Genomic DNA, 15,514 nt, shown 5'->3' with positions numbered 1-15,514 from the left:
ATGCAGGAGATTTCCTCCAGCCGGCGCGGCATCACCATCTACCTGCTGGTGTGGCTGTTCCTGGGGATCGCGCTGGGCGGCGTGATCTCGCTGGCGAACGACGCGCCGGTCGCCAACACCATGATGTTCGCGATTCCGCTGAACCTGCTGTACGCGTTCGCGGCGGGCTATTCGTCCTACTATCTGTGCCGCGCCTATCCGCTGGGCGGCAGCCGGCCCGCCGCCACCGCGCTGGTGCTGACGGTGGCGGCGGTGGTGTCGGGCTTCTTGTGGCTGACGGTGGGGCGCGCCTGGAACGGCGCCTGTTTGATGCTGGATGTCTCGTGGGCGGGCATAGCATTCAGCCCGCAGCTGTCGGCGCTGATCGTCGGCCTGGGCATCCTGCTGTACGGCTTCGCTGCGGCGGTGCACTACCTGGTGATCGAATTCGTGCGCGCCAAGAGCGCCGAGCAGCGCGAGCTGGAATCGCTGCTGATGGCGCAGGAGGCCGAGCTGCGCATGCTGCGCACGCAGATCGATCCACACTTCCTGTTCAACAGCCTCAATTCGATCAGCGCGCTGACCTCGCAGGACCCGAAAGCGGCGCGCCGCATGACGCTGGAGCTGGCCAGTTTCTTCCGCCAGAGCCTGGGCATGGAGGCGCATAAAAAAGTCACGCTGGACGAGGAGATGCGCTTGATCCGCCACTTCCTGGCGATCGAGCAGGTGCGCTTCGGCGCGCGCCTGCAGGTGGAGGAGCTGGTCGAGGACGAAGCCGCCGCCTGCCTGGTGCCGCCGATGATCATCCAGCCGCTGGTGGAGAATGCCGTCAAGCACGGCATCTGCAATATGCCCGATGGCGGCACGATACGGGTGACGGCGCGGCGCGCCGGCTCGATGCTGCACATCCGCGTCGACAATCCGGTCGATGCGGACATGGCGTCCATCCGTGGCGACGGCCACGGCATCGGCTTGAGCAATGTGCGCCAGCGCCTGTCCGGCGCCTACAAACACGAAGCCAGCATCCACTGGGGACGTATCGACAACAGCTTTGGCGTGGACATCGCGATGCCCGCGCAAACAGGCGAACAGGGAGAGTAGAGCATGCGGGTGATTGTCGTCGACGATGAAATGCTGGCGCGCGGCGTGGTGCGCGAGTACCTGGCCGAACATCCGGACGTGGAAGTGGTGGCCGAATGCGCCAACGGCTTCGAGGCGGTCAAGGCGATCACCGAGCTGGCGCCGGACCTGGTGTTCCTGGACATCCAGATGCCCAAGCTGGACGGCTTCGAAGTGGCGGAACTGGCGGGCGGTAAAACGCGCTACATCTTCGCCACCGCTTTCGACCAGTATGCGATCAAGGCCTTCGAGTTCCACGCGCTCGACTATCTGCTCAAGCCGTTCAGCCAGCAGCGCTTCGACCAGGCGCTGGCGTATGCGCGCGCCAACCTGGGCAAGCCGGACGGAGATAGCGCGCTGGCGAACATGGTGCGCGAGGCGGCCGGCCGCAACAAGCCGCTGGGCCGCGTGCTGATACGCGACGGCTCCAAGGTCCACGTCATCAACAGCGACAAGATCGAGGTCATCGAGGCGCAGGACGATTACGTGCAGATACGCTCGGAAGGCAAGTCCTACCTGAAGAACCAGCGCATGGCGGAGCTGGAAGAGCAGCTGGATGCGCAGCAGTTCCTGCGCATCCACCGCTCATGGATCGTCAACATCGCCTGCGTCGACCGCATCGAGCAGGCCACCAAGGACAGTTATGTCGCCATCCTCAAGGACGGCGGCAAGGTGCCGGTCAGCCGCAGCGGCTACCAGAAGATCCGCGCCGCGCTTCAGTAGCGTCAGGCCGCCTGCAACGCCAGCCGCGCCGGCTCGAAGCCCAGGTTCTCGAACCACGCGACGTTTTCCTGCAGTGCGGTGAGCACCAACTGGTAGGCGCCGGGAGCGGCGGGGGCGTCGACATCCACATGCCATGCCAGCCGTTCGCCGGGCGCCACGCCGGCGGCGGGCAAGGGCGTGCGCACGCCGTCGTACACGCACGGGACGCCGTCCGGACGCAGCCAGTGGTAGCTCAGCATGACCGGACGCGGACCGTCGCCGTGCCAGGTTTCGGCGCCGTCGTGGCGCAAGTCGACCGCGATGCGATAGCGGTGCTTGCAGCGCATCGCCGGCAGCGGCGTGTGCGCCAGCAGCGCGCCGGGCGCATGCCGGATCGCGGCATCGACCACCGGCGGCGCCGCATTCGTCAGCAATTGCGCGGACAGGTCGGCATAGCCCATGCCCACGCTCGCGGCGGGCAGCTGCACTTCAAAGGCGCACAGGCTGTCGTGCCAGGCCAGGTCGCGCTGGCCATCCTTCAATACTTCGACCACCGCGAATCCCGCCGTGTACCTGCCGGCGGGCAGCGCCGCCGTGACGCTGTAGCTCAGGCGATGCCGGCCGGCGTCCAGGCCGTCCTGCAACGCGCCCAGCATGCCGCTGTGGACCCCGTAGACCAGGCGGCCGTCGCTGTCCTTGATGTGTATGCCCAGCAGCAGTTGCGGTATGCGGCGGGCAGCGGTCAGCTCCAGATCGAAGTGCATGCTGCCGCCCGCCGTGATTTCATCGTGTTCGCGTAGCGTCGCCTGCGCGATGGCGAGGTCGCCGGTTTGCACGCTGTAGGCGGGCGCGCGCTCGAAGTGCTGCCAGCGGCTGGCCGTGGCCGTAGCCGCCGCCGGCCTGCTGGCCGCGATGGCGCGCGCGGCCTGGTATAGCTGAAGGTCGAGCTGATTGAGCTCCAGCAGCCGCGCGCGCAAGGCGGGCGATACCTGCGCCGCGCCGGGCCGGCTCACGGTGGCGTTCACGCGCTCCAGTTGCGGCATGTCGGCCTGCTCCAGCAGTGCGCCGAAGCTCGCCAGGAAGCTCTCCAGCTGGTCGTAGACGCCCACCACCTCGTAGCGCTGCAGCGCCGCCAGGGCATTGCGCAGGCGCGTCGGCGGGTCCTCGGTGCCGTCGCCGTCGATGCGGCAGAAATGCTCGACGTAGGTATTCGATACGTGCGGCAGCAGGCGCTCCGCCAGGTCGGCGCCGTCGCTGTCGAGGAAGCGGCGCACCAGCGGCACCAGTCCCCACAGCTGGTGGTCGCCATGGTTGGTCAGCGCGAAATACAGCGACGACAGGATGCGGTCGATCGGTTCGCGCAACAGCGTCGCATAGCTGTAGCGTGGATCGAGGCCTTCCGCCTTGAGGTAGCTGACGTGCGCGCACAGCACGCTGTACTGGCCGCCGTGGCGGCGTATCAGGCTCTGGTGCTCGTCGTCGATATGCGGCGAGACGCAGCCCGAGCCCATGCCGCGCGCCAGCCAGCGGGCGACGGCGCTGCCGCCGGTCTTGGGAAGATGGTCGAAGATGATGCGGCCGGGGTAAGCTTTTAACTGTGGCATGGGACGCTGATGAGTTGACGTTGATGGAGTAGCTGGCATATCTGCGCCGCGCACTGCCGCACCGTTTGCCGGGCCGTGTCGAGCACCAGTTCCGGCGCGCGCGGCACTTCATACGGCGCCGAGATGCCGGTAAAGTCGGGAATGCGGCCTTGCCGCGCCAGCGCGTACAAGCCTTTGACGTCGCGCGCTTCGCAGACTTCCAGCGGCGCGCTGCAATACACTTCGAAGAAGTTTTCACCGACCAGTTCCCGCACCATGTCGCGGTCCGCCTGTAGCGGCGAGACAAAGGCGGCGATGACGATGGCGCCCGTGTCGCTGAACAGCCGGCACACTTCGGCGGCGCGGCGCAGGTTTTCGTGACGGTCGCTGGCGCTGTAGCCCAGGTCCTTGCACAAGCCTTGCCGCAGCTGGTCGCCATCGAGCAGCACGGTGCGCAGGCCGGCTTCCGCCAGCATGCTGTTCAGTTGGATGGAAACGGTGGTTTTCCCCGCTCCAGACAAGCCGGACAGCCACACCATGCCCGCCCGCTGGGGCGGGGCGGGCCGGAAGGAGTCGCCCATGTTTACCTCACTGATTCGCTATGTTCGACGCAATCTTATGCCAAACGGCATCGCGCACAGTAGGCCAGGGGCAGAAATTTACATTTTCTAACACGCAATACAAACCGACATGCTATGCCACGCATTGCTACACGCTGTCGATCCGGTCGGGAACACGCTGGTCGCTGTCGCGCCGCCGCGCGCGGTCGGACAGCACGCGGAGAATAGTGTGGTCGGGGACGTCAAGGGCGCTGAGAAACGCCCATGCATGGGCGGCGCCCGCCGTGGCATCGATGATGATGGCGTGCTGGATCGCATCGGCAAGGCGCGTATTTTCCCGAGGTCTCATGGCCCAGTCCTGAAAAACTGAAGGCTCACGGAGTCGGAGTGAGTCGCAAAATATCAACGGGCATGCGCGAAGACGGGGCGCAGGCCGTTCATGGGGAAACGCTTATGGGGAAAATATAGCAGACGTACCGGCGACTGTGGATTGCATATCGCTATCAAACTGCTAGCAACGATATTGCTGCCGGGGCGGCGGCGCGTTCGATGCGCCACCAGGCCGGCATCAGCTGTTGTATTTCGGGGCGGCCGAAGCGGTCGTCGATCAGGTACACGGTGCCGCGGTCCGATTGCGTGCGGATCACGCGGCCGGCCGCCTGCACCACCTTCTGCATGCCGGGGAAGGTGTAGGTGTAGTCGTAGCCGGCGCCGAAGATGGCGTCCATGCGCTGGCGGATCTGCTCGTTGACCGGATTGATCTGCGGCAGGCCCAGCGTGGCGACAAAGGCGCCGATCAGGCGCGCGCCCGGCAAATCGACGCCCTCGCCGAAGGAGCCGCCCAGCACGGCGAAGCCTATGCCCTCGCTGTCGAGCGTGAAGCGGGCCAGGAACTGCGCCCGTTCCGCCTCGTCCATGCGGCGCGACTGGCGCCACACCGGCACCTCGGGATAGCGTTCGGCGAACTGGCTGGCGGCCTTGTCCATGTAGTCGAAGCTGCTGAAGAAGGCCAGGTAGTTGCCCGGCTGGCGACGGTACTGCTCGCCCATCAGCTCGGCGATCGGACGCAGCGATTGCTGGCGGTGCTGGTAGCGGGTGGAGATGTGCGCCGCCACCTGCACCGACAGCTGCTCGGCCACGAACGGCGATTCGACGTCGACCCAGGCCGTGGTCTCCGGCATGCCGAGCATGTCGCCGAAGTAGTTCCACGGACTGAGCGTGGCCGAGAACAGCGCCGTGGTGTGGGTGCTCTCGAAGCGCGGCTTCAGGAAAGGCGCCGGCACGATGTTGCGCAGGCAGAGCACGGAGTTGGAATGGCTGGCGCGCGCGCCTTCCGATTTCTCGATATCGAACAGCGCGTGGTGGCCGAAGCTCTCGGCCAGCCGCGTGAACAGCAGCGCGTTGAAATAGAAGGCCTGCAAATCCACATCGACAAAGGACGGATGGTCGGCCATGTAGTCGGAGATGGCGGTGGCCGCCGTCTGCAGCGCGCCCATGAATTTTTCCGGCAGCGCGGCATAGGACTGGTATTCGGCGGACTGGTCTTTTTCCAGCTGGTTCCACTGGCGGTGCACGCGGTCCAGCGGCTTCTTCAGTTCTTCGGGGACCATTTTGCGCAGCAGGCGCAGCGAAGCATGCTCCATGTCGGCCGAATACATCTTGCGGGCGCGCGAGACCATGTTGTGCGCCTCGTCCACCAGCACGTTGACCTTCCAGTCGTTCAGCAGTGTCAGGCTGTGCAGCATGGCGCTGAGGTCGAAGTAGTAGTTGTAGTCGCCGATGACGATGTCGCACCAGCGCGCCATTTCGCTGCTCAGGTAGTAGGGGCAGACTTCGTGCGCCAGCGCGACCGCGCGCAGCGTGTCGCGGTCCAGCGCGAGCAGGGTGGGGCCGGCCTCGGCGGACGCGGGCGGCAGCATGATGTCCAGCGCGGCCTGGCGCGCGGCCGGCAGGCGGTCGTAGAAACCCCTGGCCAGCGGGCAGGAATCGCCGTGGCAGGCCTTGTCCGGGTTGACGCAGGCGGTGGCCTTGGACGCCATCTCCAGCGTGCGCAAGGGCAGCAGCGGCGCGCCGCCGCGGATCACTTCGACCGCGTCCAGCGCCATCTGCCGGCCGGAAGTTTTGGCGGCCAGGAAGAACAGCTTGTCGACGTCGTGTTCGGCGCTGGTCTTCAGCATGGGGAACAGGCTGCCGACGGTCTTGCCGATGCCGGTCGGCGCCTGCGCCAGCAGGCATACGCCGCGCTTGCTGGCCTTGTACATCGCTTCGGCCAGCTGGCGCTGGCCGGGGCGGAAGTCCGCATGCGGAAAGCGCATCGCCTTCAGTTGCAGGTCGCGTTCGGCGCGATGCGCCATTTCCTGCCGCGCCCATTGCAGGAACAGCGTGCATTGCTGTTCGAAGTAGATGCGCAGGCCGGCCGCCGTGTGCTCTTCCTGCAGCACGGTTTCCTTCTGGCTGCCGATGTCGAAGTAGACCAGCGCCAGTTTGATCCGGTCCAGGCCCTGGTCGGCGCACAGCAGGTGGCCGTAGATCTTGACCTGCGCCCAGTGCAGCTGGCGCTGGTTGTCCGGCATCTTCTTCAGGTCGCCGCGATAGGTTTTGATTTCTTCGAGGCGCCGGGCGCGCAGGTCGTAGCCGTCGGCGCGGCCGCGCACATGCAGCGGGCCGAAATCGCCGGACAGCGCGAGCTCGGTCTGGTAATCGTCGTCGCGCCGCGCGGTGACGACGGCGTGGCCGGCGATGCCTTCCTGCGCCGTCGGCGAGGGCGTGAAGCGCAGGTCGAGGTCGCCGGTCTTGGCGGTAAACTCGCACAGCGCGCGCACGGCGATTGTGTAGCTGGGTGCGCTCATGCCGCCCATTGCAGGTAGCAGACCGAGATCGGCATGTCGTGCGTGGCGCAGTAGTCTATCCAGCGCAGCTGGTTGTCCTGCAGGCGGTCGCCCGGGCCTTTGACTTCGATCATGTTGTAGCGGCGCTCGGCCGGCCAGAACTGGATCAGGTCGGGGAAGCCGCTGCGGTTGGCCTTGATGTCGGCCAAGATGCGTTCGAAGGCGCGCTTCAGGTGCAGCGCCGGGATGCAGTCCAGCGCCAGGTCGAGCAGCGCCGGGTCCAGCGTCTCCCAGTACACGAAGGGCGACTGGATGCCGGCCTTGGCGGCGAAGTTGGCGCGTATCGTGGCGCGGTACTGGTCGCTATCGAGCTGGGCCAGCGCGGCGGCGAACTGCTGCGCGCGGCGGCGCTGGAAATCGGCGCTGTGCAGGTCGGCCGGGCCGCGGTGGTAGGGATGGAAGAAGGCCCCCGGTATCGGGCTGAACACGGCATCCCAGCACAGCAGGCCGAACAGCGAATTGATCAGCGCGTTCTCGACGTAGTAGACCGGGGCGTCGTCGCGCGTCAGGTGGTCGCGTACGACGAATTCGACGTAGTTCGGTTCCGGCGGCGGCGGCAGGCTGAGGTCGATGCGCAGCGGTTGCGCGGGCGCGTGCGGCGCCGGCTTGGCATGGCCCAGCTTGCGCGCCAGGCGCGGCTGCATGCGCAGCAGCTGCTGGCGTTCGGCCTCGCTTTCCGGCGCTTGCAGCGCGGCTTGCAGCAGCTCGAAGGCGGCGCGCGGCTGTTCGTCTTTTTCCAGCACGCGCACGGCGCGCGCGCGGGCGCCGGGGTAGTTGCAGCCGGCGTAGAGCGCGTGCGCGGCCGGCCAGTCGGCCAGCTTTTCGAGGTGCTGGGCGATCTGGAAGGTCAGCTTGTCGCGGCGGCTGCGCAGCCATTCGTTGTCGGCCGGGCAGGGCGGCAGGTCGCGGATCACGTCGGCCGGCGCTTCGCCTTCGATGAAGCGCTCGTGGCAGCGGTGCAGCGCGAGAAAATCGTCGATGTCGCGGCGGCTGCGGAAGCCGCGCGCGGCCGGCGAGAAGTCGACCTTTTCGTACTGGTAGATGCCGAGGTCGGACAGCACGAACTCGGTCCAGTCCTGGTGGTAGTTGCCGAAGAAGATAAGCCGCAGGCGGTCGCACAGTTCCTGCGTCAGGTTGCGGTAGCAGTGGTCGCCCGAGCCCTGGTACCAGCCGGAGTAGCGGTGCTCGCCCTCGTACTGCGCGCGCAGCGCTTCCAGCTGGTCGGCCTTGCGCAGCTGGCGCAGTTGCGGGGGCAGCTGGAAGATCTGGCCGATCTCGGGTTTTTGCAGCAGATCGAACAACTGGTCCAGGTCCAGCGCGGGGTCTTCCTCGATCAGGCCCAGCGCCGCCAGCGGACGGGCGGCTTCATGCGTGCTGCCGATCTCCGCATAGGCCAGTTTGCTGGCGCGGAACACCGTGCCCTTGCGCATCACCATGCGCACGAACAGCGCGCGCGAGGCTTGCGGCAGGGTGGCGAAGGCCCCAAGGAAGCCGCGTTCCTCGGCGGTCAGCAAGTCGTCGTAGCGGTCGCTTATCCACGTCAGTACCTGCTGGAAGTTGTCCAGGTAGTACAAGGGATTTTCTAAGACTTTGATCATTGCCGGAGTGAGCTGTTGCGATAGCTGTGTTTATGTACAGTGTATCGCATTTGGCGGCGCACGCCCAGCAAAATAAAAAGTCGAGTCTGGACTAGACCTTTATTTGACCAACTTCGTACCAGTTTGCCTGAATTCAGGAATGTTGATGGCTGAAGAACTGAATACTGATTCCTGTTTTTCGCGGGAAATGGGTTTGCCACTCAGGATGACGCGGATCTTGCCGCCCGTTGGTCGAACCTCCAACTCGAGTGGGGTATTCGCGGCGGCTAGCTTGGAACGGCGCAACGCCGCTTCGAACTTATATTCCATGCTCTTGCTGATTGGCGTTTTCTTTGCGGTTGTCATGACTGATGCTCCTACAAAACATCGTATAGGTAGTTTAGCAGAATCCTCCAACTGCGACTTCCGGCGGTCAGGTCGAAATCCATCTGTCTTCCCGTGCCATGCATCGACCACCAATCAGGTGCCACAGTGATGACATCTTGCACAGTGAGGGCATGAGCCAATTCAAGCATCGGGAAGCGGTTTAGCTCTGCTGGCGCGACGGGCGCATCGAAGCCAAATTTTGGCCAAACATCATAGCCGACAAAGGCGTCGGGGTTATCGGGCTGCAGTGGGCCGTGTCCCGCTGCAAAGAGGCTGATGCGTTGAAAACCGAGTCTGTAGGCGGTAATGGCCATCAGGCCAAAGGAGACCGTTGCCAATCTCTCAGGGGCGTTTTGTACAAGCATGAGGCGATGGACGTACAGCGCATCAAGCCACATGACGGGTCCTGTCTCGTCACGGAACGCGATTACGCTATTTGTTTCATCTTCAGCGATGAATGGGTTGGTGGAGCGTACGTCCAACCCTGCGGGAGCGTCAGCGTCCTCGTCCACCTTCAACGCCCAGACTACCGATCCGTCGGGAATCATGAACAGTCGCCCGACCGCTGCCTCGTCAAGGTCGAGCACATCTCCGGCCTGACGTTCCAATGTCAGACCTTGCAGGCGGTTGTTGTAGCGGTCATAGAGCTCGCCCTGAAAGTAATCGCGAGCGACCTCATGTGCAAGCAGGATAGCTTCCACACGCGCCAGGTTCTGATCGTCGAACTGTTGGTCGGGATTCATGATTCCAGCAAAATAAAAAGCCAGGCGCGCGGGCCTGGCTGGTGCGGGGAGTTGAACCTGCTTATTTTTTCGCGGCCTTGGCCGGTTTGACAGTGTTTTGATCGACCAGGGCGCTGGCCTTGGCGATCTGCGTTTCGACCGCCTCGACCGCCTGCTTGGTGGCTTTAGTCACCTGCTCGTAGCCGCTGAAGGCGTTGTCGATCGCGGTCTTGACGATCTGCACCGCGTTCTCGGATCCGGGACGCACGTTCTTGGTGACGTCGTAGATCAGCGCGCTGAGCGTGCTCTTGGCTTCGGTCATGTGGGCGTCGGCCGCCTTGGTGAATTCTTCGCGGATTTCGGCGATGATGCTGCCCAGTTGCTGGTTGTAGGCGGCGGCGCCGGCCACGCCCGGTTGCATCTTGGCCGCGGCCAGCGACATGGCGGCCTTGGGATCGGCGGTCTGGCTGATTTCCTTGCCGGCGGCGAGGCCGTCTTCCAGCTGGGTTTTGGCGGTGGCCATGTTCAGGGCGACGACTTGTTCGACGCCTTGCACGGCTTTGCTGGTCAGGCTGTTGAAGGTTTCGAGCTGAAATTCAAACAGTGCTTTGGTGGCGTTGGCAAATTGTTCGGGATTTGTAAACATACAGTCTCCTCAAGATGATGAAATGTAGCCAGTAATGCCCCGGGGTTCCCCCTGTTATTGCGACCCCATTATTTAGCAAGAACCAACTTTTCGCAACGGCTATCTTTATAGGGGCCGGAGTCCTTTTCCCAGCCCGGCCCCAGTGGCGTCTGCGAGCAGCTGAGGTAGTTGTCGATCTTGCTGCGCCACTTGTACCAAGGCGCCGGACCGGCGTTGAGGCTGGTGCTGCACAGGGCCAGCATGACGGCGGCCAGCGCGTATCGTTTGATGTGGATCATGTTTTATACCAGTTGTCGCGAGCAGACGCGGTTGCGGCCGCCGTTTTTGGCAGCGTACAGCAATTCGTCGGCGGAGGCGATCATGTTGAGGTGGGCTTCGTGCGTGGAGGTCGCGAAGTCCACGCTGGCCACGCCGAAGCTGGCGGTGATGTGGATCTGCTGCCCCTCGTACGCGACCGGCGTGTCGGCCAGCGCGTGGCGCAGGCGCTCGGCCAGCAGGGCGCCGCCGGCCAGGTCGGTCTCCGGCAAGATCAGCAGGAATTCCTCGCCGCCGTAGCGCACCACGCTGTCGACGCTGTCGCGCGTCATCGATTGCAGCAGGGCGCCGAAGCGTTGCAGCACGGCGTCGCCGCCGTTGTGGCCGTAGGTGTCGTTGACCGCCTTGAAGTGGTCCAGGTCGCTCATGATGACCGTCAGGCTCAGCCGGTAGCGCTGGGCGCGCGAGATTTCCGTTTCCAGCAGCTGCTCGTGCAGGTGGCGCCGGTTGTAGCAGCCGGTCAGCGGATCGCGCACCGACAGGTTCTTCAGCACCGTCTGCGCGCTGTATTCGTCGCGCAGCAGCAACTGGTAGCGGCGCGCCGCCACGTAGCCGAACACATTGGTCAGCACCAGCAGCGCCGCCATCGTGGCCAGCTCGACCCGGCGCAGGTCGCCCAGCTGCTGGGCCAGCACGATGAAACCCAGCGTGGCCGGCGCCGCGATCGCGGCCGCGTACAGCAGCCGGTTCGGAATGTAGATGTAGATCACGATGACGACGATGGACATCGAAATCGCATGCAGCGAAAACTCGGATGGGCGCAGCGCGGCAATCAGCAGGAAGCCGGCCGCGCCCGCCATTTCGACGACGCTGGCCACGCCGCGCGTGACGGGGATGGAATCGGGGCGGCGCCGCAGCAGCACCAGGCTGCCCAGCGCGGTGGCCGCCACCAGCAGGCGCGCGCCGGCCAGCACCGCCGTGCGCAGGCTGTAGCCCAGCCAGATGACGTCGGTGGCGGCAAAGCACAAGTAGAACAGGGAACAAAAGACAAAGGTGACGCGCAGTTGCGCCTGCGTCATGGCCAGGTGATGGCGCAGGAATGCTCGTTCGGCCGTGGCGTCGCTGAATTCGCAACGCAGGGTCGCCATTTCCATCTTCGCAGGCTGGGCAGGATGTGGGTGCACAGGACTGGTCTCTCCGCTAGGTGCCGGCTGTTTGCCGGTCTGATACAACCTATTATACGGCTGCAATAATTGCGCGGAGGAAAATTGTTGAGTCCGGCTCAAAGCGGGGCCGTTCTTGGTAGGCGCATGGTGAAGGTGGTGCCCGCGCCCAGCTGGCTGACGACGTCGATATGCCCGCCCAGCACGCCGGTGACGATGTTGTGCGTAATATACAAACCGAGGCCGGAGCCGCCGGCGCCGAGCCGGGTGGTGAAGAAGGGGTCGTAGATGCGCGGCAGGTTGGCGCTCGGGATGCCGTCGCCGTCGTCGGCGACCGAAATGGCGATCTCGCCGTTGCCGGTGTCCTGCGCCCGGATCGTGATGGTGCCCTGGCTGCGGCCGTCGAAGCCGTGGGTGATACAGTTGTCGATCAGGTTTTCCAACGCCTGGGCCAGCGGGCCGGGATAGCTGTCGAGCTCCAGCCAGTGTTCGACTTCCTCGACCAGCGCCAGTCCATGTTGCGCGACCCTGGCTTGGGTGGCTTGCAGCAGTTGCGCCACCAGGTCGCCCAGCACGAAGCGGCTGCGCTGCGAACTGGCGCTGTCGACCGCGATGCGGCGGAAACCGGCCACCAGCGCGGCGGCGCGGTTCAGGTTGCGCAGCACCACGGCGTCGGCATCGGCGGCCTGTTGCAGATAGATTTCCAGCACCGAGCGCCGCAGCCCGCCCTCCAGGTCGCGCTGGAGTTCGGCCGTGCGTTCGCTCATGCTGCCGGCCATGGTCAGGCAGTTGCCGATCGGCGTGTTCAGCTCGTGGGCCACGCCGGCCACCAGCGCGCCCAGCGCCGCCAGCTTGTCGCGCCGCACCAGTTCTTCCTGCGTCAGGCTGAGGTTGTCCAGTGCCGTGGTGAGTTCTTCATTGGCGTGTTCGGCTTCCTCTTTGGCGCGCACCAGCTCGGCGGTGCGCGCCTGGACCAGCTCTTCCAGGTGTTCGCGGTGACGCAGCAGCTCGGCCTCGCGCCGGGTGCTGGCGATGGCGATGCCGGCCAGGTGGCTGGCGGCCTTGATCAGGCGGCGGTCGTCCTCGGTCGGGCTGCGCGGCTCGCGGTAGTACATGGCGAAGCTGCCCAGCACCGTGCCGGGGTCGAGCAGGATGGGCATGGCCCAGCAGGCGCGCAGGCCGTACTGGACGGCGATTTCCTTGTACGGCGCCCACAGCGGATCGTTGTAGGTGTCGCTGACCACCACGGTTTCCTTGCGGTGCACTGCCGTGCCGCAGGAGCCCGCCACCGGGCCGGACGCCAGGCCGTGGATGGCCGCCAGGTAGTCGGCCGGCATGTTGGGGCCGGCGGCGCTCAGCAGGGTGACGCCGTCCGGCGCCACCAGCATCACCGTGCACAGCACCGGCGGCGCCTGCGATTCGATCAGCAAGGTCAGGCGCTCCAGCGTGTCGGCCAGCGGCGCGCCGCGCGCGATCATTTCCAGTACCTGGTTCTTGCCGTCGCGGAGTTGCTCGGCCAGCTTGCGGCTGCTGATGTCGACGATGCGCACGTGCATCAGGCGGTATTCGGGCGTGTTCAGCGGCACCATGCGCAGTTCGCACGGGATCTCGCGGCCGGAACTGTGCAGCACCGTCAGCTCGAATATCTGGACCCCGCCCGCCATCACCTGCTCGACGTAGCCGGCGAAGGCCTCGGCCGAGCTGCGGCCGTCGGGTTGTTGCGCCGGGCACAGCGACGGCAGGGTGGATTGCACCAGCTCGGTCTCGGTGCTGCCGAACAGGATGCGGGTCTGGCGGTTGACGTCCAGCACGCGATTGCTGCCGCGCTGCATCAGCAGGATGGCGTCCGGCGAGCCGGACAGCATGTGGTGGTAATTGACTTCCAGCGTCGCCATGGTCGGCATGTCGGCCGCCGGCGGGGCTGGCGCGATCGCCTTCAGCTCCAGCAGCACGCGTTCAGCGATGTCTTCGGTGGGCAGCGACAGTGGCAGGTAGGCGCTGACGCCGGCTTCGCGGGCGCGCTCGCGCTCGTCGGGACTGGGGCTGCCGGACAGCAGGAACACCGGCAGCTGGTCGCCGCAGGCGGCGCGCATGCGCAGGCACAGTTCCAGCCGCGCGCTGCCGGCCAGCGCCACGTCGAGCAGCGCCAGTGCGACCTTGCCGCCTGCGGCCAGCGCCAGCGCCTCGTCGCCGCGCCGCACCAGCTCGACCCCCAAACCGTGGCGGGCCAGCATGATCCTGAGCAGGGCGAGGTCGTAGTTCGTGTTGGTGGCTATCAACACGATGTTGGGCTGGTGGGGGAGTGACGGCTGCATCATGGGTAAGGGTATCCGCTCCGCAGTACGTGATAACAGCCAGTGTCACAGGATGGGCGGGCCGGGTCAAGCCTTTCTGCGGGCTCAGGCCGCCGCCAGCGCCGCCTCTTCCTGGGCCTGCCGGATCAGCGGGAAATTGTCTTCGATCCAGTCGACCAGCACTTCCAGCCGCTCGGCGGCCTGGCGTCCCAGCGGCGTCAGGCTGTATTCCACGTGCGGCGGCACCACCTGATGCGCCACCCGCAGCACCAGGCCGTCGGTGGCCAGCGCGTCCAGCGTCTGCGCCAGCATCTTCTCGCTGACGCCGCCGATCTCCCGGCGCAGCTGGCTGAAGCGGTGGGTGCCGTCCAGCAGCACCACCAGCACCAGCACGCCCCAGCGGCTGGTGATGTGGCCCAGCACGGCGCGCGACGGGCATTCGGCCGCCAGCACGTGCGCGCGCGGGTCGCCCAGGTTGCCGGCCAGCGCCTTGCGCAGGGAACGGCTGGATTTGACTTGGCTCATATTGTTCTTCCTTTTTCGAAGGGGGGGGGGTACTTACTAAATTGTACGTACTTACAATTAGTAAGTATAGGTCTTATTATAGACCTAACCGCGCGGAAACCTCCCCGTGGCAGCCTATTCGAAGGAAAACAACATGATTATCGTTACTGGTGCAACCGGCCAACTGGGCCGTCTGGTGATCGCCCGCCTGCTGAAAACCGTTCCCGCCGCGCAGATCGTCGCCGCCGTGCGCGATGTCGCCAAGGCATCCGACCTGGCCGCGCAAGGCGTGCAGGTGCGGCGCGCCGACTACACCGATCCGGCCTCGCTGGACGCCGCCTTCCAGGGCGCGATCAAGGTGTTGCTGATCTCGTCGAACGAACTGGGCCAGCGCGGTGCGCAACACCGCAACGTCATCGACGCCGCCGTGCGCGCCAAGGCCGGCCTGCTGGCCTACACCAGCGTGCTGCATGCGGACACGTCGCCGCTGGTGCTGGCGGCCGAGCACCGCGAGACCGAGGCGGCGGTGCGCGCTTCCGGCTTGCCTTACAGCTTGCTGCGCAACGGCTGGTACGTGGAAAACTACACGGGCGGCCTGGGCGGGGCGCTGGCGCACGGCGCGCTGGCCGGCGGCGCAGGGGAGGGGCGGATCGCAGCGGCTGCCCGCGCCGATTATGCCGACGCGGCGGCGGCCGTGCTGACCAGCACGCAGGTGGTCGAGCAAGTGTATGAGCTGGCGGGGGATCATGGCTTCACGCTGGGCGAGCTGGCGGACGAAGTGTCGCGCCAGTCGGGCAAGCACATCCCTTTCCACAATCTGCCGCAGCAGGAGTATCGCGAAATGCTGGTGGGTGTAGGCCTGCCGGCGGCGCTGGCTGAGTTAATCTCCGATTCGGATGCGCAGGCGGCGAAGGGTGCGCTGGATGACCGCAGCGGCACGCTGGGCAAGCTGATCGGCCACCCGACCATCACCCTGGCGGATGCGGTCAAAGCGGCGCTGTAATGAAAAAAGCCTCCCATCTGGGCAGAGCGCGATCTTGAGCGCGTTCTGCCTGATGGGAGGCTTTTTTGCGGAATTTTTGGTGCCCACGGAGGGACTCGAACCCCCACACCTTGCGGCACATGGACCTGAACC

Annotated in this window: 15 protein-coding genes; 3 read left to right on the top strand and 12 right to left on the bottom strand. The window is 65.5% G+C overall.

All coding sequences use genetic code 11. The features are described from left to right. Together V6M89_RS22545 and V6M89_RS22540 are read left to right on the top strand one after the other, a co-directional pair. Positions 1–1,080: a sensor histidine kinase gene (locus V6M89_RS22545; RefSeq protein ID WP_332855287.1), complete on the top strand. Its 1,080-nt coding sequence runs from the start codon at positions 1–3 to the stop codon at positions 1,078–1,080. A gap of 3 nt (positions 1,081–1,083) precedes the next feature. Then, positions 1,084–1,821: a LytR/AlgR family response regulator transcription factor gene (locus V6M89_RS22540; protein WP_332855286.1), complete on the top strand. Its 738-nt coding sequence runs from the start codon at positions 1,084–1,086 to the stop codon at positions 1,819–1,821. A 2-nt stretch (positions 1,822–1,823) separates the two neighbouring features. On the opposite strand, the gene V6M89_RS22535 is transcribed toward V6M89_RS22540, so the two are convergent. The 12 genes from V6M89_RS22535 to V6M89_RS22480 all read right to left on the bottom strand — a co-directional run bounded on the left by V6M89_RS22535 (position 1,824) and on the right by V6M89_RS22480 (position 14,400). Next, positions 1,824–3,404, bottom strand: coding sequence for a Wzt carbohydrate-binding domain-containing protein (locus V6M89_RS22535; protein WP_332855285.1), 1,581 nt, complete (start codon positions 3,402–3,404; stop codon positions 1,824–1,826). Next, the gene (gene cysC, locus V6M89_RS22530; RefSeq protein WP_332855284.1) at positions 3,392–3,964 is read right to left on the bottom strand and encodes an adenylyl-sulfate kinase; all 573 of its coding nucleotides are present in this window, start codon (positions 3,962–3,964) and stop codon (positions 3,392–3,394) included. Before cysC ends, V6M89_RS22535 begins: the two co-directional genes overlap by 13 nt. Before the next feature lie 127 nt (positions 3,965–4,091). Next, positions 4,092–4,292 carry a hypothetical protein gene (locus V6M89_RS22525; protein ID WP_332855283.1) on the bottom strand — a complete coding sequence of 67 codons (201 nt, stop codon included), beginning with the start codon at positions 4,290–4,292 and terminating at the stop codon, positions 4,092–4,094. 154 nt (positions 4,293–4,446) lie between these two features. Further along, entirely contained in the window at positions 4,447–6,801 is a 2,355-nt protein-coding gene (locus V6M89_RS22520) for an ATP-dependent DNA helicase (RefSeq protein ID WP_332855282.1), read from the bottom strand. After that, the gene (locus V6M89_RS22515; protein ID WP_332855281.1) at positions 6,789–8,429 is read right to left on the bottom strand and encodes a VRR-NUC domain-containing protein; all 1,641 of its coding nucleotides are present in this window, start codon (positions 8,427–8,429) and stop codon (positions 6,789–6,791) included. The genes V6M89_RS22520 and V6M89_RS22515 overlap by 13 nt, the downstream gene beginning before the upstream one ends. 99 nt (positions 8,430–8,528) lie before the next feature. After that, complete coding sequence (locus tag V6M89_RS22510; RefSeq protein WP_332855280.1) at positions 8,529–8,774, bottom strand: hypothetical protein; 246 nt, start codon at positions 8,772–8,774, stop codon at positions 8,529–8,531. Between the two features lie 11 nt (positions 8,775–8,785). Continuing rightward, positions 8,786–9,538, bottom strand: coding sequence for a hypothetical protein (locus V6M89_RS22505; RefSeq protein WP_332855279.1), 753 nt, complete (start codon positions 9,536–9,538; stop codon positions 8,786–8,788). A gap of 61 nt (positions 9,539–9,599) precedes the next feature. Further along, positions 9,600–10,163 (bottom strand): phasin family protein, encoded by a 564-nt coding sequence (locus tag V6M89_RS22500; RefSeq protein ID WP_332855278.1) that lies wholly within the window; start codon positions 10,161–10,163, stop codon positions 9,600–9,602. 68 nt (positions 10,164–10,231) lie between these two features. Next, positions 10,232–10,441 (bottom strand): hypothetical protein, encoded by a 210-nt coding sequence (locus tag V6M89_RS22495; RefSeq protein WP_332855277.1) that lies wholly within the window; start codon positions 10,439–10,441, stop codon positions 10,232–10,234. 3 nt (positions 10,442–10,444) lie between these two features. After that, positions 10,445–11,566, bottom strand: coding sequence for a GGDEF domain-containing protein (locus tag V6M89_RS22490; protein WP_332855276.1), 1,122 nt, complete (start codon positions 11,564–11,566; stop codon positions 10,445–10,447). A 134-nt stretch (positions 11,567–11,700) separates the two neighbouring features. Beyond that, complete coding sequence (locus V6M89_RS22485; RefSeq protein WP_332855275.1) at positions 11,701–13,899, bottom strand: ATP-binding protein; 2,199 nt, start codon at positions 13,897–13,899, stop codon at positions 11,701–11,703. 81 nt (positions 13,900–13,980) lie between these two features. After that, positions 13,981–14,400: a winged helix-turn-helix transcriptional regulator gene (locus V6M89_RS22480; protein WP_332855274.1), complete on the bottom strand. Its 420-nt coding sequence runs from the start codon at positions 14,398–14,400 to the stop codon at positions 13,981–13,983. Positions 14,401–14,533: 133 nt separating this feature from the next. Between V6M89_RS22480 and V6M89_RS22475 the strand changes: the two genes are divergently transcribed. Further along, positions 14,534–15,382: an NmrA family NAD(P)-binding protein gene (locus V6M89_RS22475; RefSeq protein WP_332855273.1), complete on the top strand. Its 849-nt coding sequence runs from the start codon at positions 14,534–14,536 to the stop codon at positions 15,380–15,382. The last annotated feature ends 132 nt before the right edge of the window (positions 15,383–15,514 follow it).

The sequence above is a fragment of the Duganella sp. S19_KUP01_CR8 genome, from assembly GCF_036688705.1.
Taxonomy (GTDB): Bacteria; Pseudomonadota; Gammaproteobacteria; order Burkholderiales; family Burkholderiaceae_D; genus Rugamonas.
This window is presented reverse-complemented; position numbering and strand designations above follow the sequence as displayed.

Bases quoted from the DNA above. Each gene is read 5' to 3' on its own strand.
- V6M89_RS22545 (WP_332855287.1), top strand. From the start codon at position 1: ATGCAGGAGATTTCCTCCAGCCGGCGCGGCATCACCATCTACCTGCTG.
- V6M89_RS22540 (WP_332855286.1), top strand. From the start codon at position 1,084: ATGCGGGTGATTGTCGTCGACGATGAAATGCTGGCGCGCGGCGTGGTG.
- V6M89_RS22535 (WP_332855285.1), bottom strand. From the start codon at position 3,404: ATGCCACAGTTAAAAGCTTACCCCGGCCGCATCATCTTCGACCATCTT.
- cysC (WP_332855284.1), bottom strand. From the start codon at position 3,964: ATGGGCGACTCCTTCCGGCCCGCCCCGCCCCAGCGGGCGGGCATGGTG.
- V6M89_RS22525 (WP_332855283.1), bottom strand. From the start codon at position 4,292: ATGAGACCTCGGGAAAATACGCGCCTTGCCGATGCGATCCAGCACGCC.
- V6M89_RS22520 (WP_332855282.1), bottom strand. From the start codon at position 6,801: ATGGGCGGCATGAGCGCACCCAGCTACACAATCGCCGTGCGCGCGCTG.
- V6M89_RS22515 (WP_332855281.1), bottom strand. From the start codon at position 8,429: ATGATCAAAGTCTTAGAAAATCCCTTGTACTACCTGGACAACTTCCAG.
- V6M89_RS22510 (WP_332855280.1), bottom strand. From the start codon at position 8,774: ATGACAACCGCAAAGAAAACGCCAATCAGCAAGAGCATGGAATATAAG.
- V6M89_RS22505 (WP_332855279.1), bottom strand. From the start codon at position 9,538: ATGAATCCCGACCAACAGTTCGACGATCAGAACCTGGCGCGTGTGGAA.
- V6M89_RS22500 (WP_332855278.1), bottom strand. From the start codon at position 10,163: ATGTTTACAAATCCCGAACAATTTGCCAACGCCACCAAAGCACTGTTT.
- V6M89_RS22495 (WP_332855277.1), bottom strand. From the start codon at position 10,441: ATGATCCACATCAAACGATACGCGCTGGCCGCCGTCATGCTGGCCCTG.
- V6M89_RS22490 (WP_332855276.1), bottom strand. From the start codon at position 11,566: ATGGCGACCCTGCGTTGCGAATTCAGCGACGCCACGGCCGAACGAGCA.
- V6M89_RS22485 (WP_332855275.1), bottom strand. From the start codon at position 13,899: ATGATGCAGCCGTCACTCCCCCACCAGCCCAACATCGTGTTGATAGCC.
- V6M89_RS22480 (WP_332855274.1), bottom strand. From the start codon at position 14,400: ATGAGCCAAGTCAAATCCAGCCGTTCCCTGCGCAAGGCGCTGGCCGGC.
- V6M89_RS22475 (WP_332855273.1), top strand. From the start codon at position 14,534: ATGATTATCGTTACTGGTGCAACCGGCCAACTGGGCCGTCTGGTGATC.